Origin of the sequence: Acinetobacter sp. WCHA45, assembly GCF_002165255.2 — a bacterium.
GTDB lineage: Bacteria > Pseudomonadota > Gammaproteobacteria > Pseudomonadales > Moraxellaceae > Acinetobacter.
Genome location: NZ_CP028561.1, coordinates 671209 through 695127, shown reverse-complemented (window position 1 = coordinate 695127; position 23919 = coordinate 671209). Strand labels below are relative to the sequence as shown.

General features: G+C 39.3%; 21 protein-coding genes. 6 read left to right on the top strand and 15 right to left on the bottom strand.

Features of this window, described 5'->3' with window-relative positions; all coding sequences use genetic code 11:
* Nucleotides 1-10 precede the first annotated feature (10 nt).
* The 8 genes from CDG55_RS04660 to CDG55_RS04625 all read right to left on the bottom strand — a co-directional run bounded on the left by CDG55_RS04660 (nt 11) and on the right by CDG55_RS04625 (nt 8014).
* Nucleotides 11-1795, bottom strand: a complete 1785-nt coding sequence (locus CDG55_RS04660; RefSeq protein WP_087536787.1) for an ABC transporter substrate-binding protein — start codon at nt 1793-1795, stop codon at nt 11-13.
* A 161-nt stretch (nt 1796-1956) separates the two neighbouring features.
* Complete coding sequence (locus CDG55_RS04655) at nt 1957-2625, bottom strand: hypothetical protein (RefSeq protein WP_111313906.1); 669 nt, start codon at nt 2623-2625, stop codon at nt 1957-1959.
* 16 nt (nt 2626-2641) lie between these two features.
* On the bottom strand, nt 2642-3139 hold the full coding sequence (locus CDG55_RS04650; protein ID WP_016652891.1) for an SMI1/KNR4 family protein: 498 nt from the start codon (nt 3137-3139) through the stop codon (nt 2642-2644).
* Nucleotides 3123-3782: a dethiobiotin synthase gene (gene bioD, locus CDG55_RS04645; RefSeq protein ID WP_087536760.1), complete on the bottom strand. Its 660-nt coding sequence runs from the start codon at nt 3780-3782 to the stop codon at nt 3123-3125. Before bioD ends, CDG55_RS04650 begins: the two co-directional genes overlap by 17 nt.
* The gene (gene bioC, locus CDG55_RS04640; RefSeq protein ID WP_087536759.1) at nt 3779-4531 is read right to left on the bottom strand and encodes a malonyl-ACP O-methyltransferase BioC; all 753 of its coding nucleotides are present in this window, start codon (nt 4529-4531) and stop codon (nt 3779-3781) included. Before bioC ends, bioD begins: the two co-directional genes overlap by 4 nt.
* Nucleotides 4528-5682, bottom strand: coding sequence for an 8-amino-7-oxononanoate synthase (locus CDG55_RS04635; protein WP_087536758.1), 1155 nt, complete (start codon nt 5680-5682; stop codon nt 4528-4530). Before CDG55_RS04635 ends, bioC begins: the two co-directional genes overlap by 4 nt.
* The gene (gene bioA, locus CDG55_RS04630; protein WP_087536757.1) at nt 5669-6964 is read right to left on the bottom strand and encodes an adenosylmethionine--8-amino-7-oxononanoate transaminase; all 1296 of its coding nucleotides are present in this window, start codon (nt 6962-6964) and stop codon (nt 5669-5671) included. Before bioA ends, CDG55_RS04635 begins: the two co-directional genes overlap by 14 nt.
* Before the next feature lie 336 nt (nt 6965-7300).
* On the bottom strand, nt 7301-8014 hold the full coding sequence (locus CDG55_RS04625) for a hydrolase (RefSeq protein WP_087536756.1): 714 nt from the start codon (nt 8012-8014) through the stop codon (nt 7301-7303).
* Nucleotides 8015-8209: 195 nt separating this feature from the next.
* Here CDG55_RS04625 and CDG55_RS04620 point away from each other — a divergent pair, with 195 nt between their 5' ends.
* Nucleotides 8210-8788, top strand: a complete 579-nt coding sequence (locus CDG55_RS04620; RefSeq protein ID WP_087536755.1) for a peroxiredoxin — start codon at nt 8210-8212, stop codon at nt 8786-8788.
* A gap of 52 nt (nt 8789-8840) precedes the next feature.
* Here CDG55_RS04620 and ftn read toward each other — a convergent pair whose 3' ends face one another.
* A complete protein-coding gene (ftn, locus tag CDG55_RS04615) occupies nt 8841-9305 on the bottom strand; it encodes a heteropolymeric bacterioferritin subunit Ftn (RefSeq protein WP_004663600.1) in 465 nt (154 codons plus the stop codon).
* Nucleotides 9306-9657: 352 nt separating this feature from the next.
* Here ftn and CDG55_RS04610 point away from each other — a divergent pair, with 352 nt between their 5' ends.
* Nucleotides 9658-10713 (top strand): SDR family oxidoreductase, encoded by a 1056-nt coding sequence (locus CDG55_RS04610; protein ID WP_087536754.1) that lies wholly within the window; start codon nt 9658-9660, stop codon nt 10711-10713.
* Nucleotides 10714-10790: 77 nt separating this feature from the next.
* On the opposite strand, the gene ligA is transcribed toward CDG55_RS04610, so the two are convergent.
* The 4 genes from ligA to CDG55_RS04590 all read right to left on the bottom strand — a co-directional run bounded on the left by ligA (nt 10791) and on the right by CDG55_RS04590 (nt 18035).
* Complete coding sequence (gene ligA / locus CDG55_RS04605; RefSeq protein ID WP_087536753.1) at nt 10791-12818, bottom strand: NAD-dependent DNA ligase LigA; 2028 nt, start codon at nt 12816-12818, stop codon at nt 10791-10793.
* 70 nt (nt 12819-12888) lie between these two features.
* Nucleotides 12889-13878 (bottom strand): cell division protein ZipA C-terminal FtsZ-binding domain-containing protein, encoded by a 990-nt coding sequence (locus tag CDG55_RS04600; protein ID WP_087536752.1) that lies wholly within the window; start codon nt 13876-13878, stop codon nt 12889-12891.
* 1 nt (nt 13879) lies between these two features.
* A complete protein-coding gene (gene smc, locus CDG55_RS04595; protein WP_087536751.1) occupies nt 13880-17329 on the bottom strand; it encodes a chromosome segregation protein SMC in 3450 nt (1149 codons plus the stop codon).
* A gap of 10 nt (nt 17330-17339) precedes the next feature.
* Complete coding sequence (locus CDG55_RS04590; protein ID WP_004663651.1) at nt 17340-18035, bottom strand: GntR family transcriptional regulator; 696 nt, start codon at nt 18033-18035, stop codon at nt 17340-17342.
* A gap of 346 nt (nt 18036-18381) precedes the next feature.
* Here CDG55_RS04590 and CDG55_RS04585 point away from each other — a divergent pair, with 346 nt between their 5' ends.
* The gene (locus CDG55_RS04585) at nt 18382-19347 is read left to right on the top strand and encodes a hypothetical protein (RefSeq protein ID WP_087536750.1); all 966 of its coding nucleotides are present in this window, start codon (nt 18382-18384) and stop codon (nt 19345-19347) included.
* Between the two features lie 14 nt (nt 19348-19361).
* The gene (locus CDG55_RS04580; RefSeq protein WP_005158504.1) at nt 19362-19904 is read left to right on the top strand and encodes a GTP-binding protein; all 543 of its coding nucleotides are present in this window, start codon (nt 19362-19364) and stop codon (nt 19902-19904) included.
* Here the strand turns inward: CDG55_RS04580 and CDG55_RS04575 are convergent.
* Nucleotides 19901-20701: a sulfite exporter TauE/SafE family protein gene (locus CDG55_RS04575; protein WP_087536749.1), complete on the bottom strand. Its 801-nt coding sequence runs from the start codon at nt 20699-20701 to the stop codon at nt 19901-19903. The genes CDG55_RS04580 and CDG55_RS04575 overlap by 4 nt on opposite strands.
* A gap of 29 nt (nt 20702-20730) precedes the next feature.
* On the opposite strand from CDG55_RS04575, the gene CDG55_RS04570 reads away from it, so the two are divergent.
* Nucleotides 20731-21483 carry a biotin--[acetyl-CoA-carboxylase] ligase gene (locus CDG55_RS04570; RefSeq protein ID WP_087536748.1) on the top strand — a complete coding sequence of 251 codons (753 nt, stop codon included), beginning with the start codon at nt 20731-20733 and terminating at the stop codon, nt 21481-21483.
* 14 nt (nt 21484-21497) lie between these two features.
* Nucleotides 21498-22241 (top strand): pantothenate kinase, encoded by a 744-nt coding sequence (locus CDG55_RS04565; RefSeq protein ID WP_005158532.1) that lies wholly within the window; start codon nt 21498-21500, stop codon nt 22239-22241.
* 129 nt (nt 22242-22370) lie between these two features.
* Here CDG55_RS04565 and ffh read toward each other — a convergent pair whose 3' ends face one another.
* Entirely contained in the window at nt 22371-23777 is a 1407-nt protein-coding gene (gene ffh, locus CDG55_RS04560) for a signal recognition particle protein (protein ID WP_016652919.1), read from the bottom strand.
* Nucleotides 23778-23919 lie beyond the last annotated feature (142 nt).

Sequence of the window (23919 nt, the reverse complement as noted above, 5' to 3'; positions counted from 1 at the left end):
AACACATCACTTATTTTTGATTTGGTGAAACAATATCTAAGTATTGCCAGTTGGTATTCATAATTGGATGAGCTTTAAATCCCTGCACATCAGGTTGAATCAACCAGTTCCGAATCCGTGTATCTTGTAAAATCCACGTTCCATCTGCTTCAATTTGGCGACTCATTTTTTCATAGAATTGCATACGTTTTTCAGGGGCTTGCTGCATCGCCTGTTTATATAAATTGTCATAAGCAGCTGACTGATAACAGGATTGATTACCACGACCAACATTCGGACCATAAAGCAATTGCGTGAAATTTTCACCCTCTGGATAATCCGCATGCCATGCTCCACTCCACATCATGTATTGACACTGGGTTGCGGCTTTTAAGTTATCGGCAAAATTACTGACTTTAAAGTCTGCCCGAATCCCGATTGCATCTAAATTTTTCTTCCACAATTCAGAATACATCACGGAAGCTGTACCACTCTCGGTATTTATTTTTAAGGTTAAAGGCTTGCCATTGGGTAAATTACGATAGCCATCTTGGCCTTTTTTATAGCCAAAATGATCAAGTAATTTATTGGTTAAAACAGGGTTATAACCAATACTACTGCGATAATTCGGGTTATGACCATTAATGCCTGCAGGTACCAGCATTTCAGCCTTAACCGCCTGACCTTTTCTTAAGATACGAATATATTCATTGACATTAAAAGACATGGCGATGGCACGTCTTAACGCAATTTTATCTAGGCTATTCCCTCCAACAACAGGATCACGCATATTCAACATTGAATAGGTGATCTCTGCCTCTTTATTGGCATACAAACGTATACCCTGCTTTTGCATTTCTGCTTTTAACTGATTATTTTGATCAAGCACTTTAGGAATTGCACTTGAAGTGACCTTATCAAAATCCAGTTGTTTGGACTGAAAAGCCAGCCAACGTGATTGTTCTTCTTCGATAATGCTGATATTGACTTTGCCAATTTGTGGCATACGCTTGCCACTCATTTGCTTGACGAGTTGATTATCCCACGCTGTTCCAGTGGACTTAAAATTCCAAACAAAGCCGCGATAATCTGGATTGGCAATCAGTTCAATCTTGCTACGTGGGACATATCGACTCAACATATAAGGTCCTGTTCCCACGGGATGCATGCCTAATTGATCTTTATAATATTCAACCACTTCTCTAGCCGTCGCTCCAAATGTGCTATAGGCAAGAATATAAGGAAAATTATAATCAGGTTGCGTCAAGGTAAATTGAATCGTATATTTATCCAGTGCTTTAACGCCGTCAATCTTGGCATCATAGTTAAATGTGCCCGTTTTTTTGGCTTGGTCCACCAGTGCATTTGCACCAACAATTTTATTATCAATAAAAGAAAAAGAAGGCGCATGATTTTTAGGGTCTAATATCCGCTTAATGGAATAGATATAATCCTCTGCAACCAACTCTCTGCGTTTACTTTTAAATGCAGGATCATCGGTAAAATAAATCCCTGGCTTTATTTTAAATATATAAACCTGACCATTTTTTTCAATCACAGGTAGGCTTTCTGCTGTAGATGGAACCAATTTTACTGGGTTAGCGAGATAATCGTATTGAAGCAATCTTTCAAAAATTACATCGGCGACATTTCCGCTGTAAAAATTAAAAGTTTTAACCATATCAAAACCATCATCTGGGGCTTCAAAAGCAACACGGAGTACTTTATCTGCCTGAGCAGGTGTTTTTGCATACCCCATCGGCATAAATGCAATAACGGTTGATAATACAGTGACCGTAAAAAAAGTTGACTTCAAATCAGTGCTCACATCATCGTTTTTTAATAAATACTAGACTTTTAGATTGTATTCAACTTTATAAACAAACTTACTTTAACTATTTAATAATTCAGTATTTTTATCAAATCATTATTTCTTCTAGAAAATTTAACAAGCAATCAAAACATACTCTTGTTTATCTATTTTATTTCATTAATCACAATTGGAATCAGTTTACTGCTCACCTTATAGCCTTGTGGTTTGTTATTACATGCATCTCCGGTTACTGTCGTTCGAATCACATAAGGCGAATACGGCATCACGTTTAAATAACCCGTATTATCTGATCCAGTACGACAATCCTCTGCATCAAGTTTTTCGTCATAGCGACCAGCATTAGAAGACTCTTGAACTTCAGTAATCAACTTGGCATTCCATTGGCTCAAATAAACTAAACTTTTAGTAGCTTCAACAGTTCCTTGTCCCGAACCAGCACTTTCGATTTCAACCAGTTCGATCGATTTACCTTTATACATCGTTGGATGAACTTTAAATGTATTCGATTGACCACCAAACTCTTTTAAAATTTTTGCTTGTTTGAGCTTTGGTCGAGTCAATACATAACCCGCCCAAAAGTTACGCCCAGCATTTTCAAAACTAACACCAGACAAATAAGCTTCTTCGCCAGAAATTAATTTTACTTTTTCCGTGTGATCAATCTGAATGGCTTGCTGAGGATTCGCATTTGAATCTTGTAAATTAGTGATCCAACTAATGATAGTCTTATCTGACGGTATAGCAGCATGTACTACTGAAAGCGATGAACTCAATAAAAATACTGAACTGACTAGATAGTATTTGTTATCCACGAATAATCCCTCTCTCTTATTCCCAAAATTTTTGACCTAATTTACTTACATACTCTGTAATAAAACTATAGAAATTTATTTCAAGATTATTCCAATTATTTCTGCTATCTAATGGCCTTACAATCATCATAGAACCATAATCATTTTTTGATGGATCAGTTCTTAATAATAAAAGATCACTATCACCCAAAAACTCACCAATAATTAAATCCCCTTTTAAATAACCACTATTTCCTTCTATGAAATCTCGTGTTTTCTGTTGAATTAAAAAAGCATCCAACAATTGCAATCCCCATTGACCATACACAATATCTTCAAATAGATAAGCTCCATTTGCTAATTTGTAAAACTCAGCAAACTCTTTTGGTAAATCAATAAGAAGCTCTTCTATCCCGATAAAACCATGAAAAAATTGGCACCTAAAAAGTAGGTCGCGAGAGACAGCCTCTATATATTTTGGAATTGTCCAATCTTTTTTTATTTCACTAATCAGTTCTTTAAATAATTTTTCCATTTAAAAACTTTTCCAAATCAATCCATTGAGCATCAGGAAAATGCTTTGCCAAATAAGCTTTTAAATAATCCGCTGTATCTTTAGAAATAAGTGGATCTTTCGATTCATCTTTTAAGTTATATACCAAAGCATGCAAACTCAAACCACGATGTTTTAAAGCTTCTAAACTCAACAATGTGTGGTTAATGCTTCCCAAACGTCCAGAAGTCACCAAAATCACAGGAAATTGATGTTGAGCAATATAATCAATGGTCAATAACTCTGTGGTTAAAGGCACCATTAAACCGCCCGCACCCTCTAATAGCACCACATCAAAACGCTGAGCTAGCTCTTTAGTTGAAGCTTCGATCTTGGCAAAATCTAACTCACGCCCATCCAAACGTGTAGCTAAATGTGGCGAGGCAGGATAGCTAAAAATTTCAGGCATGGTCAATTTTTCATGATCTTCCTGAAACCAGCCACTGCCCATAATTTCACGGTGTTTTTCGATATCTTCGGAAATATCTACATTCCCCGTTTGTACTAATTTTTGGGTAATGACACGCTGTCCCTGTTCGGTCCAAAGCTTAGCGAGATAACCAGTGGCATAAGTTTTACCAATTTCTGTATCAATACCGCTGACAAAATAAATTGCTGCACTCATGCTATTCTCCGTGCAATCACATAAATCGGATGATAAGTCAGACGAAAACCTTGCTCATCATGAAACTGTTGATAATCTGAATAAAAATGCTGTAAGGATTGTTTGGTCCAACGATGTGACTTTGCTGTTGCAGTCACCCCCGTCGCTTTTAAATGCTGCAATACAGATTTTGGATGATCAAAATACACCTGCTTATGGTCTTGCTGTATCAATAGAATTTCAAAGTTTTGCTGTTCAAGCTGTCGTTTTAAAAACTCTAGGCTAATATAATTTAAGCCTTGCCCTGTCAACTGCTTAATTTCAGTGAGATTATCTGACCCAAAAGTGGAAAAACCGAAATATGCATTGGGTTTTAAAGCATCATGAATTCGGTGCAATAACTTAGGTAGATCAGTCATCCACTGTAATGCTGAACTAGAAATCACTGCATCTAAGGACTGTGGTAAAGTCAGCTGTTCAATATCTCCGATCAACCAAGCTATATTTTTAATCGTTGAAAAATGCTGATCAACATCCTTATAAAGATCATTTAAAAACAATTGATCAAACTGAAAATGAGTCTGAAATAAATGCGTTAAATTACCCGACCCACAACCGATCTCAAGTACAGAATCAAAAGTCTTTGGACAATACGCTTTCAGATATTCAAATAACTGTGCACTGATCTGTTTCTGTACCACAGCCTGCTCGATATAACTTTGCCCTGCTTTGGCAAAACGCTGTGCAACCAGTACTTTATCGATGCTCACAAACACTCCACTAGTTGTTGCAGTTCATTTTTTTGCACCAAAGCGGTGAGCGAGATACGAAGACGTGAGCTATTTTGTGGCACCGTTGGTGGGCGTACTGGCATAGCATAAAAACCTTGTTGTTGTACATAGCGTGCTTTTTCAATGGCCGCTTGGCTTTCACCTACGATAACTGGAATGATATGACTGCTGGATGGGCTTGAAAAACCTTTTGCAATTACCGCTTGCTGTAAATACTGACTGATCTCGGCCAAATGCTGACGCTGTTGCTGCATGCTCAATACTTTATTAAAAATAAAATTTGACCATGCCATTGAGATCGGTGGCAATGCGGTACTAAAAATCAATGGACGCATTTTATTGATCAGATAATCACGCATGATTGAATCACAAATGATATAGCCGCCCACAGAAGCAATTGCCTTACCAAAGGTTCCAACCAAGAAATCAATCTGATCCAATACGCCATATTGTTCAGCACAGCCCAGACCTTGCCCCCCCCTGACACCGATCGCATGTGCTTCATCAACATACAACATGGTTTTAGCAAATCGCTGTTTTAACTGTGCCAATGCTGCTAGATCAGTCTCATCACCATCCATACTAAAGATACTTTCAGTCACCACAATAATGCTTTCAATTTGCTCATCTTGATGATACTTTTGCAATAATTGTTCCAGATGCTGCAAATCATTATGACGATAACGCACATATTGAGCATTCGATAATCGAATGCCATCAATCATACTGGCATGAACCAGTTTATCCGCCAGAATCACGGTTTTGCTATCACACAAGGCTGGCAAAATACCGATATTCATGTGGTAACCGCTATTGAAAAGTAAAGCTGCACGACCAAAAACTTTGCTTAGGCTATTTTCAAATTGCTCGTACTCTGCAAAATTACCCGTGAGCAAGCGTGACGAAGATGAACTAAAGAGCGCCCGTTCAATTTTCAGCGTATCAAGAAATTCTTCTCTTAAATGCAAATCAGTTGCCAAACCTAAATAATCATTGGATGCCAGATTCAACATGCTTCGATCTTGAATGGTAATCCATTTTCCCTGCTGTTGATTTGCAGTAAATTGACGAAAATTACCTTGCTGTTTAAGCTGGTCAAGCTGCTCGGCATAATGATCAAGCAAGGACATTGCTATGCGCTCCTTGCGTATTTTTTACCACTTCACTCATCTGTGCTAATAAATAATGGAGTTCCTCATCTGTGATCACATACGGCGGCATCACATAGACCAATTTTCCAAATGGTCGCACCCAAATACCCCGTTCAACGAACTGTTGCTGCAAGGTTTTCATATCAACATTAGAGATTAATTCAACTACGCCAATCGCCCCTAAAACCCGTACATCCGCAACATGATCGAGCTGAGCTAAATCCGTTAATTGTTCAGCAAGAATCTTTTCAATCCGTTGAATATTGGCTTGCCAATCCTGTTCCACCAATAATTGGGTGCTTCTTAATGCTACTGCACAAGCCAGCGGATTCGCCATAAAGGTTGGGCCGTGCATAAACACACCCGCTTCACCACGACTAATGCTTTCAGCCACTTGCTTGGTGGTCAAGGTCGCAGACAGCGTCATATAACCGCCCGTTAAACCTTTGCCAATACACATAATATCGGGTTCCACTTGGGCATATTCCCAAGCAAACATTTTGCCTGTGCGCCCAAAACCCGTCGCAATCTCATCGAAAATTAACAATAAATTATATTGCTCACATAAAGCCTTGGCTTGGCGTAAATACTCAGGATGATAAAAACGCATGCCACCTGCACCTTGTACAATCGGCTCAATAATCAGAGCAGCAATACTATGATGATGCTGTTCGATCTGTTGTTTGAGTTGCTGAATATCGTGTGGATTCCATTCACCATCAAAACGACTTTGTGGTGCGGGTACAAAAATTCGATTCGGTAAACTTGTACCAAAAATTTGATGCATCCCCGTGACTGGGTCACAGACAGACATCGCATTCCATGTATCGCCATGATAGCCAGAACGGGTGGTAATAAAATTGGTTTTCGCGGGTTGATTCAACGCAGCCCAATATTGCACGGCCATTTTTAAGGCCACTTCTACAGCAACTGAACCTGAATCTGCATAGAAAATTTTATCTAAACTCGGCGGCGTAATTTTTAATAGTAATTTACCTAATTCAATTGCAGGGTCATGGGTCAGACCGCCAAACATGATATGCGCCATGTTTTGCAATTGGTCAGCAACTGCCTTGTTTAGTTCTGGATGGTTATAGCCATGAATCGCACACCACCATGACGACATGCCATCAACCAAAGTTCGCCCATCTTCTAATTCAATGGTTGCGCCATAGGCACGTTTCACTTTAAAAGTTGGCAATGGATTTAACATCGAAGTATAGGGATGCCATATATGTTCTAAATCAAATAAATCGGTCATCCTCTACCTCATTTGCTGCTATTTCAAAATTTTCCATCAGCCTAATCACACTTTTCGATACTCGGAAATGTCATCTGCAACCTGCGTGATATAAACAAGATACAAGGCTTAGTACACTAGATCAAAAGAAAAAGTGAAAGAAGTGAACAGGTTTTGCAGATGACAAATGGTTTTGCCTACTTTTCCCGAAAGAAAAGTAGGTCGCCGAAGGCATATCCTGAAAATGGATGAGTACTCGGCACGATTCCGTTAGATCTATAAAATAGGTTTTATCTTAAACTTGTCAGAACCTAAAATATATTGCGAGAACTCTCAATTCAAGCAAGATTAAACCGTCTATTGAATAAAATCTTCAATTATTTGCACAGTCTGCTCCACCATAAAGCATGGAAAACCATGTGAAGCTCCTTCAACAGAAACGATAGATGAATTATTTGCAGCTAAATCTTTAGTTTTTTGCATAACTTGGTAAGGAACTAAAGCATCATACTCAGCAAAGACATGCAACTGCTTACCCTGATAATTTTCATACAACTCAACCAAGTTTAATTGCTTTAGCAACTGTAACCCGTCCCTAAGCAATGCAATCGGTTGTGGACGAATCAATTTCTGCATAGCTATGAAATCTTTCTTTGCAGAACTTGCACCCTGACACACCAATAAACCAAACCGTTTTAGCGTGGTAATGGCATCCTGTTCAAATGATTGTTTAAATTGCATAAAGGTTTCAACAGGCATAGCAGTCATCCAATCTGCTTGAGCAACAAAACATGGATTCGATGCTAAAGTGATTAAAACTTTCTGTTCAGCATATTGTTGTTGTATTTGATTGACCAAGATTGTTGCCAGTTGTCCGCCAAGCGACCATCCAATAATTACATCATATTCAACCGCAAGTTCGACATGCTGTTGTAAAATGTCATCATTCAAGACATTAAAAATATTAATCCGCTCAACACTATATCCCTTTTGTTCTAAAGCCTCATGTAATGGCTTTAATAATTCTGCTCCACCGCCCCATCCTGTGATGAGTAGAATCCTATAAGTCACGCGCTTGCTCAATTCCAAAAAGTTGAATGCAGTATACTCTCCGATTTATACGAGTCATTATTTTCCTAATCAATTCCTTTCATAATGCTTTGCTCAAAAGACACCATAAAACGGATCAAAATTCTTTAAAGAATTTTCTAACCCATATGATTTCGAAATTTGCTAAAGTAGAGTCTATTACACTTTGAGATCAACATGATGAATACGATAAAGTCCAAAGTTATTATTTTATGCAGTTTGTTTTTTTTACTTGGTATCTCTAGCCTTAGTACAGCGCAAACTTCTATTTTTTCTAAGCAAAATACAGCTCAAAAAGAATGGGTTGGACAGTCTGCACCAGATTTTAAACTGCAAGATCAAAGTGGTAAATGGCACACTTTAAACCAATATAAAGGCAAGTGGATTGTACTTTATTTCTACCCTAAAGATGACACTGCGGGATGTACTCAAGAAGCGAATCAATTTAAATCACTTTATCCCCAATTCTTAAAGTCGAATGCAGTAGTTTTGGGTGTTAGCTTAGACGATGTTGCATCACATCAAAAGTTTTCACAAAAGCTCGGTTTACCTTTCCCAATTTTGGCAGATGAAAAAGGCGAACTTGCTGGAAAATTTGGTATTGTTAGAAACCTCGGGATTACAAAAATTGCCAAACGTGAGAGTTTCTTGATTAATCCTCAAAGTGCAATTATGTATCACTACACGAGTGTGAATACGCAAACGCATGCTGATCAAGTATTAAAAGATTTAAAAGAAGCCCAAACTAAAAAATAATTCATAAATAAAAAACTCAGCAGGTGCTGAGTTTTTTATTTATTCGAAAATCTTAAATTTGCGATTGAATATAATTTTGCAAACCAATTAATTCAATTAAACGCAATTGTTTTTCTAACCAATACGTATGATCTTCTTCTGTGTCCGAAAGCTGCTGACGCAACATATCACGACTAATGTAATCACCTTTATCTTCACAAAGCTTAATGCCTGTCGCTAGTTTTTCACGCACATGATATTCAAGTGCTAAATCAGCTTTTAAACAACTTACGACATCTGTACCCACATTGATGTCTTCACGATTCATATTTGGTTGAGCACCCAAAAATAAAACACGGCGAATGATTGAATCAGCATGTGAAGCTTCTTCTTGCATTTCATGATCAATACGCTCGTAAATTTTACTTAAGCCCCAATCTTCATACATTCTTGAATGAATCAAATATTGATCACGAGCAGCCAATTCACCGCCAATGAGCATATTTAAATAGTCGATGACTTCTGGATTGCCACGCATAATATTTACTCCTATCGAATGACAACATTATGGTCAATTTACACAATAATTGCAAAACCAAAAGTGTGTAAGTTTATGATTTTTATAAAATTAAAATGAGAAACATAAGCATTTACAGTTTTAATTCGCCCAATTTATCTAATTAAAATAAGCCTTTGCACATTGGGCAGACCTTTACAACTCAATGAATTTAATCAAAATCCTTTATTTAATTTTTTGTAACGATTCGCAATGCTTCTTATTCCACTGCAATTTTGATCAAAAAAGATTAAAAAATGACTGCTCGGCTGTTGTTTGTTTACACAAAATTCGGTAAATAACATCAATCACAAAAACACAATGCGGAAATAAAATGGATAAAAGTAAGCCCATTCTGGTCACGGGTGCAACGGGTTATATTGCGAGCTGGATTATCGAACGCCTGTTGAATCAGGGTTATAGCGTTCATGCCACGGTTCGAGATCCATCTAAGAAAAATAAAATTCAGCACCTGTATGATCTAGCAGATAAATCATCAGGACAAATCCAGTTTTTTAAAGCCGATTTACTTGTACCACGTTCTTTCGATGAAGCAATGCAAGGCTGTGAAGTCGTCATCCATACTGCCTCCCCTTTTGTTGTGACCAACTATAAAGATGCGGTCAAAGACATTATTGAGCCTGCGGTAAAAGGAACAGAAAATGTACTGGACAGTGTCAATCGTACAGAATCAGTCAAACGTGTGGTTCTCACTTCAAGTATTGCCTCAACCTATGGCGATGCGATTGAGATTCAAAATACAGCAAATAATGAGTTTGATGAAAGCCACTGGAATAATACGAGTAGTGAAACGCACCAACCCTATCCATATTCAAAAGTCGCGGCTGAACGTAAAGCTTGGGAAATGGCCGATCAACAAAATCGCTGGAGTCTAGTCTGTATTAACCCTGCACTGGTGATGGGGCCATCACTCACTGATGCTAGTCAATCAGGCAGTATCGAAGTATTACAACAATTCGGGAATGGTACGACCTTATTTGGTGTGCCGCCAATGTGGAATGGCATTGTTGATGTTCGTGACGTTGCCGATGCGCATGTGGCTGCGGCAATCAATCCAGCAGCAAAAGGCCGCTATATCGTGTGTGGTGGCACTTTAAGCTTACTCGAAATGGGTAAGGCATTAACACAAAAATTTGGCTACAGATACCCTTTCCCACATTTTACCGTGCCTAAAGCAGCTTTTTCCTTGATCGCACCAGTATTTGGACATTCCCGTCAATTTGTAAAACTGAATATGGGTTATCCTATCTACTTTAATTCACAACGTAGTGTGACAGATTTAGGGATTCAATATCGCAATATTCGTGAAAGTGTTTGTGAACATTTCCAGCAATTGCTTGATGATGGGATTGTTAAAAAATATATTTAACACATTAAAAGGCGGCATCAACATGCCGCCTTTTTCTTCTCAAGGATCAACTTTAAATTAACTCGAGAAGAAAGAAATTAATTTTCATACTGCGCTAAAAATGCCAAAAATTCTTGTTCATTCATCACGCGAATCTCAAGCTTTTGCGCTTTATCCAATTTGCTTCCCGCTTTTTCACCAGCAACAACACATTTGGTTTTACTAGAAACACTGCCACTGACACGTGCACCCAAAGCTTGTAACTTTTGTGTCGCCTCATCACGTCCCATGGTTTCCAGTGTACCCGTCACCACCCAACTCTCACCATTCAATGGTTGACGTGTTGGTGCAGTTGGTGCATCCCAATGAATACCTGCTGCCAATAAACGATCGAGTACTTCAATGTTATGTGGTGCTTGGAAAAAGTCTGCAATCCACTCTGCTGTAATATCACCGACATCTGGCGTTTTCTTAAGTGCTTCAACATCGGCTACTTTCAAAGCATCCAAAGTTTGGAAAGTATTGGCTAACATGCGTGCTGTAGTTTCACCGACACCACGAATACCTAAGCCATAAATAAAACGTGCCAAGGTAGTTTTCTTACTTGCTTCGATTGCATCAATCAGATTTTGAACGGATTTTTCACCCATTTTCTCGATGGTCAATAAGGTGTCACGATGTTCATGCAAATGATAAATATCAGCGACATCTTTGAGTAAATCGAGATGTAATAACGACTCTACCCAACGATCCCCCAAGCCCTCGATATCCAGCGCTTTACGGGATACAAAGTGACGAATGGCTTCAATCCGTTGTGCTGCACAATACAGGCCACCTGAACAACGTGCCAATGCCTCACCTTCTGGCATCACTACAGGTGAATCACAGACTGGACAATTGGTCGGAAGATGAACCATCTCTGCATCGGCAGGTCGAAACTCAGCCCAAACTTTTTCAACTTTTGGAATCACATCACCAGTACGGTAGACACTCACAGTATCGCCTACACGGACATCTAAACGGTGGATTTCACCAATATTATGTAGAGTCACATTCGATACAGTCACACCACCTACGAAGACAGGTGCTAAACGCGCAACAGGCGTTAAAGTTCCTGTTCTGCCCACTTGCCAGTCAATATTCTCAACTTTGGTTAAAGCGGCTTGTGCTGGGAATTTATAAGCTGTTGCCCAACGCGGTTCACGACTTAAAAAGCCCAATTGTTGTTGCTGTTTAAGGCTGTCCACCTTAATCACCATACCATCAATTTCAACTTTAAGATCTGGGCGCTCTTGTTGGATTTGTTCATAGCGTTGCTGTACCTCATCAATCGAAGCACACAAGAATTGACGTTCAGCAATTTCAAAACCAAATTTGGTCAGCCAATGCAAACTATCGTGCATCGTAGCCAAACCATGATTTGGGACACACTGCGCGATACCATACGCATAGAACGCCAATGGACGCGAAGCAGCAACATTTGGATCAAGCTGTCTTAAGCTCCCTGCCGCAGCATTACGCGGATTGGCAAAGGTTTTCTCTCCTTTCGCCTCTTGGTCAGCATTCAGCTTTTCAAAACCTGATTTAGGCATTAAGACTTCACCACGAACTTCTAAGAACTCTGGAATGGCTTGATGCTGACTTGATAATACTTTAGGTAGATTCCGAATGGTTTTTACATTCTGAGTAATGTCTTCACCTGTTTCACCGTCGCCACGAGTTACACCACGAACCAACACACCATTTTCATACCACAGTGAAATCGCTAAACCATCGAGTTTAAGTTCAACATCGTATTGCACTTTTTGATTCGGTAGACGCTCATCAATACGGCGTGCAAAGGCAAACAGGTCTTCCTGATTAAACACATTACCTAAAGACAGCATCGGCACTGCATGAGTCACACTTTCAAATTTTGATAATGCTTGTCCACCAACTTTATTCGTGGGTGTATCAGCTTGCATAAACTCAGGATACTGTTGTTCTAATGCTTTAAGTTGATGAAATAAATGGTCATACTCACTGTCGGTGATCGTAGGTTGATCCATCACGTAGTAAGCATGATTATGTTTAGCGATCAATTGAATCAATTGACGCATTTGCTCAATAACTGAGTTTTGTTCCATTTAAATTTCACCATATAAAAGGGCGGAAAACCGCCCTATGTCTTTCATTAAATTTATTATAAAAGATTCATTAGACGGTTGCTTGATTTGGACGATAATCAATCACATGATGACGCCAATGTTCCTTCAACTGCGGCGTGAATTCAAGATTGTTTTCATCATAGACCTTACCATCAATCTCACGCGCAATTAAGCCTGCGATACTGGTCATCATGTCATAACCTGTTACAGCTTTACTATTTGGTAAGGCAAGAAAGAACGCTAATCCCTGTACTTGTTCTCCCGACAAACTTTCCAAATCAAAACCAGCAGGTCCATTATCTGTGACACGTAATACAGAGAACATTAATGGGCTTGGCTCATCGGTATTTTCATAACGATGGAAGCAAGACATCTCTCCAAAACGCAGACCGTATTTCAACAATACTTTGAGAGCTTTATCACCAGACAAAGCACGGCGTGGGTTTGGATAAACATTAAGGGCAATGATCTGTTCAGCAGTCGCCAATGCACTTTCATCATCACAGCGTTGCTGCTCATGCAGATGCACATCCAGAATATTGCTTTCACCATCAAATTCTTCAATTTCAACAGTTGCAATATTTGGGTTTAAGCTAAGCTCTGTTTCAGCTTTCTCATCCTCAGCTTTTTCTGGCGTTGCTAAAAGCGCTTCAACTTCGTCTTGAGACTGCGATTCAAGAATTGTCTCTAGTTTATTTGCACTCGTAGTGGACTCAACGACTGGCTCAGGTTCAATCACAACATCAGTTTCACTCGCTTTTACAATATTTTCTGCAGCAGTTGTTTCAACTGACGCTTTTGCTTCAATCGGTGCTGTGTTAAAACTTGGTTCAACGCGTTCAACTGTAGCGGCGACATTGCTTTGTAGAAGTTGATCTCTCACATGACGTGGAATCACAGGCTGATTACTTTCAGGATTAATGTGCAAATCTGCTTCTAGTGAAGGCTCAACTGGTTTTGGTTTTCTTAAAATCATTATCAAACCAACGAGCATAATCACAACGGCAATAACAATGCCTATTATTGTATTCATTTCCATATTAGGACTCCGCAACTAACCCGTATTCTTTTGCCTGTTCTAAATCGACAGTCACTAATTTTGATGTACCTGGCTCTGGCATGGTCACTCCCAATAAATCAGTTGCCATTGTCATCGCCAATTTATTATGTGTAATGTAAATGAATTGTACCTGTTCAGAAAGCTCTTTTACCAAATTACAATACCGCTGTACGTTGGCATCATCAAGTGGTGCATCAACTTCATCTAATACACAGAAAGGTGCTGGATTTAACCTAAAGATCGCAAATACTAAAGCCAGAGCAGTTAAGGTCTTTTCACCACCAGATAATAGTGCCAAAGAACTATTACGTTTGCCAGGTGGACGTGCCATCAACTTCACCCCAGACTGCCAATCATCTTCAAGGCTTAAAGTCGCTTCACCACCACCAAATACCTTTGGAAATAGCAGTTGTAACTCTTGATTGACCTGATCAAAAGTGGTCATAAACAACTTACGCGTTTCCTGATCAATACTTTTCATCGCGTCTTTAAGCTGATCAACCGTATTTTGTAGATCCTGCATCTGATGACTCAGCTCATCAAAACGCTGTGAAACTTCTTCGTATTCTTGTGAAGCAGCCAAATTCACTGCACCAATTTTTTCGAATTGCTGCTGCGCTTTTTCCAGTTTTTGCTGATGATCTTTCATTTCTATCGACAGATCAGATAAAGCTTCCGCATTTAATTCTTTCAGCTGTTCCAGATAATGTTCACGATCTGATTTTGCTGCCTGCCATGCTAAACGCTTTTGTTCCAACTGCTCACGCACCTGCTCGTCTTTCTGTTGAGCTTGATGACGTTGTTCTGTGAGTTGTTGCTGTTTCTCTTGTACTTGATTGAGTTCAAGCTGCCATTCATTCCATGTTTTCTGTAGCTTTTCTGTTTGCTGGAATTGCTCGTGAAATTCAGACTCCAAGTTCGGCAGCTCAAGCTGAATCGGATCAACAAACTTCTTGGCCTGCTCAATTTGTTCGATGATTTGACGGTATTGTGTTTTCAGGAACGAGATATCTTTTTCCAATAACTCAATTTGCTGATTGGCTTGCGAGGTCTGGCGGCGTAAAGCCTCACGTTGCTGTTGTTGTTGAGTCAACTGCTGTTGTTGCTCATCCAACTGCTCATTCAAGTTTTCCACCTGAAACTGCAAGGTTTTATAATTTGGCAATACTGCTTCGAGTTTGAGTGCCAATGCATGTAAATCAATTTCCAGATCATCACGCTGCATGGCATCTTCTTCAAGTTGCACATCCAGTTGTTTCAGTTGCTCTGCCAGTTGCTGCTGTTGCAGCACAAAAGCCTGTCCGGTACTTTGCAGTTTGGCAATTTGTACATCCAGTTGTTGCAGTTCTTTTTGCTTTTGCTTCAGGTTTTGTTGTTGTTGCTGCAAGCGCTGTTGCTGCTGTTGTAAAGCCTGTTGCTGTTGCGAAAACTGATGTTCCAGATCAAGCAGTTGCGGTTGCTTCTGTACCAGTTGCTGTTCAATTTCCTCTAAACGCACCTGATGACTGAGCATACCCTGCGCAGTTTGACTGTCTTCATCGTAATGCAGCGCAATCACCCAGTCTGCGCCGACATGATAACCATCCAGCGTTAAAATCGACTGTGTCTGTTGGAGTTCTGCTTGATGCGCTAAGGCGATTGACAGATTCTCAGCCACAGCAACATTTGCCCATAATGAAGACTGCGGGGCTTCAATCCATTCACTTAAACAAGTCAGCTCTGCAATTTGAACAGGCTGCTGTTGTGATGATTTTAACTGTCGTGCGATACCTTCTTGAAAGGCTTGCTCATTCTCAATCAACTGCGCTTGTAACCATTTGGCTAAGAACTTCTCAATAATGCTTGCATGCGTTTTAGCTTGAGTGCTTAAACGTAGGCTTTGCATCAATCGAACTGCATGTTGATCCTGCTTCGGGCTTTGCTTTGCGACAAGCTGATTCAGGTTTTTTTGTTCAGCCAATAAAACCTGAATTTCAGTTTTCAGGCTTTGCAGATCTATTTTGTTCGACTGTTGTTGATCTTGCTTAGTCTGAACATCCTGCTGTAATTGTTCAATCGCAGTTTCTAACGCAATAATTTCCTGTTGCAGTTGCTGCTGCAATTGTTCTAACTGCGCCTGTTCATCATCCTGAACCTGAGCACGAATCTGAGTGGTTTGTGTTTGCAAGGTCTGCTTTTGCTGCTCAATCCGTAGCACATTCTTACCCAACTGCTCAATTTGCGCTGCCATCTGCAATTTTTTTTGTTGTTGCTGATCGACTTGGATTTTCAGTTGTTCAAATTGCTGTTGTGCTTGCTTATGTTGTGCTTGAACATCGCTAAAATTTTGCTCAGCCGTTTGTGTCTGCTGTTCTAAAGCAAGTAAGCTTTCGTTTTGCTCATCAAATTGAGTTGTTAAAGTTTCGACCTGTAACTCTGATAATTGTAAACGCTCTTTGGTTTGTAATTTTTGCTGTTCAAGTTGAACCAAACTACTGCTGTTTTGCTGGAATAAACTCTGTTTTTGTTCCAAGGTCATTTTTAATTCAGATAGCTTTTTCTCAGCCTGTTGCCATTCATGCTGCAGAGGCGAAGACTGCTGAATTAAACGCTGAAATAAAGCACTGGTGGCTTCAAGATCATGTTCAATGGTTTGAGATTCAGAACGAACCAGTTTAAAATTTTCGCCCAGTGCCGTCATTTCAACAGTATATTCTTGCTGTAATTTCTGACTCTGATTCGCTTGGAACGAAAGGATTTCAATTTTTAAAGTTCGAATCTGCCCTTCTAGGGTCTTATATTGAATTGCGGCTTCAGACTGGCGCTTTAAACTTCTAAGTTGGGATTTTAATTCAGCCGCTATATCTTCTAAACGCGCTAAGTTTTGCTCAGTATGTTCTAAATGCTGCAAAGTCTCACGACGACGTGCTTGATAGCGAGATACGCCAGCAGCTTCTTCAATAAACACTCGCATTTCTTCTGGTTTAGCATCGACAAGACGGTTAATCATGCCCTGCTCAATTACTGCATAAGAACGTGGACCTAAACCTGTTCCCAAGAAAATATCGGTAATATCACGACGACGACAACGCGTACCATTTAAGAAATATTCAGACTTACCTTCACGTGTAACTTGGCGACGGACGGCCAGCTCGCTATAAGCATTATAAGCACCGCCTAATTTGCCATAAGTATTATCAAAACGGAGTTCGACACTGGCAACCCCGACAGGTTTACGTTTGGCTGTCCCGGTAAAAATGACATCCTGCATACTACCGCCGCGCAACTGACGTGCATTGGATTCACCCATCACCCAACGAATAGCATCGATGACATTTGATTTACCGCAACCGTTCGGTCCAACCACCGCAGTACGGTTTGCTTTGAAATGTAATGTAGTACTATCGGCAAAAGATTTAAAGCCTGAAAGTTTTAAACTGCTTAAACGCATACTGCCCTAACTAGCGGCGTGAGCGTCTCGCCCAAGCCAATTCAATCTGTTTCATACGTGTCAGAGATTCCAACACAAGGTTACGTAAGTGTCGACAAAAATCTTCCATAAATAAAGCGGCTTGTTGTGATTTTCGGATCAAAATAGCATCAATCACTAACTTAAACAGGGTAAAAGATTCCTGTAATTCACGACGTGAAGTATTTAAAGTTAAAAAGTAGCTACGACGTAACGAAGGCAACAGTTCTTTATAAAATTGCATTAAATAGGGATTGGCCACCATATCATGCTGATCTGCTAAATATTTAAAAATCGAATCGTAGAATTTTTCAATATCCCCAGCACGTACAAATTCAACCAGTTGATCTAATAAGGTCTGTAGCTGTTCAGCCTCGTTAACTCTCCAAGTCTCACTAATTCGTTGCACAATATGCCCAAGTACCATGACATTGGTATCAAACAAAGCTTTGACTTGTTGAGCTGACATTTCAGAAACAATTGCACCACGTCTTGGGAAAATTTCAATTAAATAAGTACGTTCTAGTAGTAGCAAGGCTTCACGAACAGAACCTCGACTCACATCTAATTCTTTCGCAATACGTAGCTCTTGAATACGCTCTCCCTCAACCAGCTCACCACTAATAATTTGTTCACTAATATATTTTGCAATCTGTTCAGAAAGACTATCAGCCTCTTCGAGATTCATGATCCCCTCGCTATCTTTGTGATACGCATATTCCAATGCTATTTGCGCTTTTTTGTTTTAACTGATCTCACTGCATAAATTCTATATCATTGTCTAACAATTTTATTGCTTTTTAAGTCAATCGAAAGATAAAAACAATATTTTAAGGAAATATTTGATTAAAAATTTAAATTCTTTATGTTTAAGATCAATGAGTTAAGCTTACGAAATTGTGCTAACCGAATATCTGAAAATTAGTTTATTTACCAAAAATTTATTGATATAAATCACATAAAATAATACTTTTACCAATGTAAGCCCATTTTTATTAATTTTACTGAATTGCTCAGTAATTATGAGTAGCATTATGAGTGTTCATCAAGCTGTTAATATCGCAATTTTTGGGCTCAGTCTCAGAACATTGAATGAATTAAAAGAACATATACAAACTGCTATTCCTAGTCATATCCAAGTCAACTGGAGCAATATTGCTGAACCACATCTCGATATTTTGATGATCAATCATATCTTTTTTGACTCACCGAATATCAAAAGTTTAATCAACAATAACCATATTAATGTTCTACAAATTGCCAATAATGCTGATAAAAATAGTTCAATCGAAGATGACATTCTATATCTACCATTGAATCATCTTCACTCACTACATCAATGGCTAAATGAGCGCTTAGCTAAAAATGCTGCGATAGAGAAAGTATCCCCAACTCAAGCAACGAATACTACAATTCATCGGAAACAAATCGGGGAAGTTCTACAAGAAATCCTCAATCCTAAAAATGGCAAAATTCAGTTGTTTGATCACAATGGTTTAATTGCAATTGCAGACCCTCGTAACGAATGGGTTTGGCAAAATCCGATGCTACAAACATTACATACAGATCCAAGCTTAAATTACACCTACGCCACACAAAATGACCAACTTTGGATCACAGAGACTCCACAACAAGATTTAAAACAATGGTTATGGAATCTACTTTGGGCATCAAAAGATTTTAATGAACTTTGCCCCCCCTCTGCATCAAGTTTCTATTTAGAGATTTGGCCACAACCAATAAATAAAATTGAGCGCCAAGATATTTTACGTATGGCTGCTTGTTTTGCTAAAGGGGCTGAAATTTCAGTTGTAGCCAGCCAATTAAAATTACCTGAACAGCGTGTCAAACAATTTGTTGCAGCAAGTTTAGGTGCAAATTACGGCAAAATTATCAAAGATCATCAAGCCAACTATCATCCGCAAAATAATCAAAATATGACTGAACAAAATTTTATGAAAAAATTGTTTGGTCGATTACGTAACCGTTTAGGCTTCTAACCTAGGATAACTCTATGATTATACAACAATATAAAATTGTCTTTGGTGGAACTATGGGGTCAGGTAAATCCAGTGCGATAAAGGCCCTCTCGGAAATTGATGTACTCAGCACCGAGGCTTTAAATACTGATCTTGAATCGCATGAAAAAATGCTCACCACTGTCGGTATCGATTATGGTGAGATTACTTTAGATGATGGCGTCAAAGTCGGGTTATACGGGACGCCTGGACAAGAACGTTTTGAGTTTATTTGGGCTGTAATTTGCAAAGGTGCAATTGGTACGATTGTCATGATTGACCACGCCACAGAAAATCCACTACTCGATCTAGCTCAGTATGTAGAAGCGTTCAAACCATTTGGCAATAATATTGTGATTGCGATTACTCATATTGATCAAAAACCAGAAAGAACGCTTTCGATGTACCGAGATTGGCTTGCAACACAAGGCGTTAATTACCCTCTGTTTTTCATCGATGCACGGCAACAGGATGATGTTTTGCTATTGGTAGAGACGCTGATCGCAAATATTGAAGTACATTATGGGCTGATAACTTAAATTAAACCTTTATAAATAAAGTAGCAGCCAACAACAACTAATAAGCCTGCAAAAGATTTTTTTAACATCGCAGATGATAAGCGATGTGCTACTTTTGCTCCCAGTTTAGCGGTAATAAAGCTCATTGCGCTAATACCAAGAAAAGCATAAATATGAACATAACCAATCGTATTTGGCACATTAATTTGTTCTTTTGCACCAAACCACATAAATCCGATTGCACCAGCAATCGCAATCGGCAATCCACACGCCGCTGAAGTTGCCACCGCCTTTTGCATCACCACACCATGACGGTTCAAATAAGGTACCGTTAGGCTACCACCACCGATCCCAAATATCGCAGATGCCACCCCAATTCCACCACCAGCAATAAACTGTAATGGTGCAGATGGTAAGTGGCGATTTGGATCAATAACAGCATGCGCTCCGCTAAACATTTTATAAGACATCCACACTGCAAATACACCAATAATTAACTGTAAATGCTGCCCAGAGAGTAAATCCGCCACACCTGCACCGAAGAAAGACCCCAAAACCAAACCTGGTGCTAAATTACGAAATACATTCCATAAGACAGCACCTTTTTTATGGTGAGCAGTCACAGAACTAATTGATGTTACAATAATTGTAGCTAGAGATGTCCCCACAGCTATATGCATGATCACATTCGGGTCATAATGCATTTGAGTAAAGACAATATATAAAATTGGTACAATAATTAATCCACCGCCAACACCAAACAAACCTGCAGTAAATCCAGCAATTGCGCCAATCAGCAAATATATGATTAACTCCATCAACACATGACCACTCTACTTATAAAACAATGGAAGATTTAGCAACTCGCCAGCTTCAGCAATTACTTAATGCAAAAAATCAATTTCCTGAAATCGTGTTGCTCAAAACGACGACAACATCGACAAATGATGATATGCGTGAAATTGCACAAAAAGGCATTAGCTCAGGATTAGTTTGCAGTGCACAGCAAACACAAGGTCGAGGTCAGCACCAACGGCAATGGTCTTCTCCTGAAGGTAATATTTATTTAAGCACACTGATTCAAACCAAAACAGCTTTAGGTGGTCGTCTTGCACTGGAAGTTGCTTTAAATATCCTACAAATGCCAAGCTTAAAAGGTCTAAGTTTACAAATTAAATGGCCAAATGATTTATATAGTGCTCAAGGCAAATGGGGTGGAATTTTGGTTGAACCACTCTCCCCTCATCAAGCGATTGTTGGCGTAGGCATTAACTTAAACACGCCCCCTGTAGAAAATGCGGATCAGCCAATTACCTCTCTGACGATGCTCAGTTTAGCTCATACTGATCGTTTAACACTGATTGCTGAGCTTTACACTGCGATTCAACAGGCTTCTCAATGGTTTGAACATGGCAGTTATAATTTAGCTGAACGCTTTAACCATCATGCAATATGGCTCAATCAACAAGTTGAGTTTGAACATGCGCAAGGTAAGCTTCAAGGGCGTTTTCAAGGCATCTCCAATGATGGTGCTGTACTCATTAAAACCGATCATGTTCAAGCCTTCTATCAAGGCCGTTTACGCCTCGCACCCATTTAAGGAGTGATCATTTTATGAAAAGTCTATGGTTGGATATTGGTAATACCCGTTTAAAGTATTGGATTACCGAAAATGATCAAGTGCTTGAACATGCTGCCGAATTACACTTACAGTCACCTGCCGATTTACTCTTAGGTTTAATTCAACATTTTAGACATCAAAATTTAAGTCAGGTTGGAATTTCATCTGTTTTAGATACAGAAAATAATCAACGTATTCAAATGATCCTCGATATTTTGGAAATTCCAATTATCTTCGCTCAGGTACATGCTAATTATGCAGGACTTCGTTGTGGTTATGATGTTCCAAGTCAACTCGGGATTGATCGTTGGTTACAGGTCTTAGCTATTTCAAAACCTGATCAAAACTTTTGTGTGATTGGCTGTGGTACAGCGCTGACCATTGATTTAGTAGAAGGGTTACAACATTTAGGCGGTTATATTCTGCCAAATTTATATTTGCAACGAGATTCACTGATTCAAAATACCAAAGGTATTAAAATTCCTGATTCTGCATTCGATAATCTGAAACCAGGACACAACACCGTTGATGCTGTGCATCACGGTATCTTGCTAGGTCTAATTAGTACCATTGATCAAATTATGCAACAGTCACCTAAACACCTGATTTTAACAGGCGGAGATGCTGAGATATTTGCCAAATTTCTGCAACACCATCGACCTTTGATTGAATCTGATCTCTTACTTAAAGGACTAAAAAATTACGTTCAACTTAAGTCAGCATTAACCAATGTTTGAAGTATCTGGAACAACTGAGGAAACATCGTATATCCATCTTCAGTGCGAAAATGCCCTGCATGAACAGCTTCAATCAGTTGGGCATTCACTAAAAAGGCGCAATTTGCGCCTTTTCTAGAGAGCTTTAGGTTATTTTTTTGGTTCATTACTACCAAATAAAGGTCCCATGTTACCGCCACCAAATTGTTTTTGCATATTACCTAATGACTTCAACATTTTGCTCATTCCTGACGGATTCGCAAATTTCTTCATCATTTTCGCCATTTGAGCTTGTTGCTTAATTAATTTATTCACTTCAGCAACGTCCATACCACAACCCGCAGCAATACGCTTTTTACGGCTTGGATTCATCAAATCTGGGTTACGGCGTTCTTTAATGGTCATCGATTGAATAATCGCTTCCATTTTTTTCACTTGCTTTTCAGGATTTGCTTGTGCAATCGCATCTTGAATACCAGAGTTACTCATTCCAGGCAACTTATCCAAGAAGCCCATCATGCCGCCCATTTTACTCATTTGCTCAAATTGCATCAGCATATCTTCAAAGTTGAAGGTACCGCCTTTTTGCAATTTTTTCGCCATTTTTTCGGCTTTTTCTTTGTCGATCTTACGTTCAACTTCTTCGACTAAAGAAAGGACATCACCCATGCCCAAGATACGTTGTGCAACACGATCTGGATGGAATGGCTCAAGTGCATCTAGTTTTTCACCGATACCCAAGAACTTGATCGGTTTACCTGTAATCGCACGAACAGAAAGCGCAGCACCACCACGTGCATCACCATCAGTTTTAGTGAGAATAACACCAGTCAAAGCCAAAGCATCGTTAAATGCTTTTGCTGTATTAGCAGCATCCTGACCTGTCATCGCATCGACAACAAACAGAGTCTCTGTTGGCTTAACTGCAGCGTGTAATTCTTTAATCTCATCCATCATGTCTTCATCGACATGTAGACGACCTGCCGTATCGACAATCAAAACGTCAGCAAATTGAATTTTTGCTTGCTCAATCGCACGATTGACAATATCAATTGGTTTTTCTGACGCTTGTGATGGAATAAAACCAACACCAACTTCATTTGATACTGTTTCTAACTGCTTAATTGCTGCTGGACGATACACGTCGGCAGAAACAGTCATTACTTTTTTCTTTTGGCGCTCTTTGAGGAAACGCGCTAATTTTGCAGCTGTCGTGGTTTTACCAGCACCTTGCAAACCAGCAAGAAGGACCACAACCGGTGGTTTTGCGCTTAAATCTAGAGTCTCATTTGCCTCACCCATCATTTTGGTGAGTTCATCATAGACAATTTTTACAAATGCCTGACCTGGAGAAAGCTGAGTCATGACTTCTTGACCGAGAGCTTCTTCCTTAACCTTCGCGATGAATTCACGAGTTACAGGTAATGCCACATCGGCTTCAAGAAGTGCCATACGTACTTCACGTAAGGTATCTTTAATATTGTCTTCGGTCAGCTGCCCTGAGCCAGTAACATTTCTTAAACTCTGTGTGAGTCGTTCTGTTAAGGTATCAAACATTGCGAAATCCGCTTAAAATGGCTAGTTGCAAAAAAATCTTTCTTAAAATAGAAAATTTATGCGTAAGATGCTATAGGATACTGTAGTTCGAAGCGAATTTACATCTTATATAGTGAATATTATTCAACCCCCTGAAAAAGGT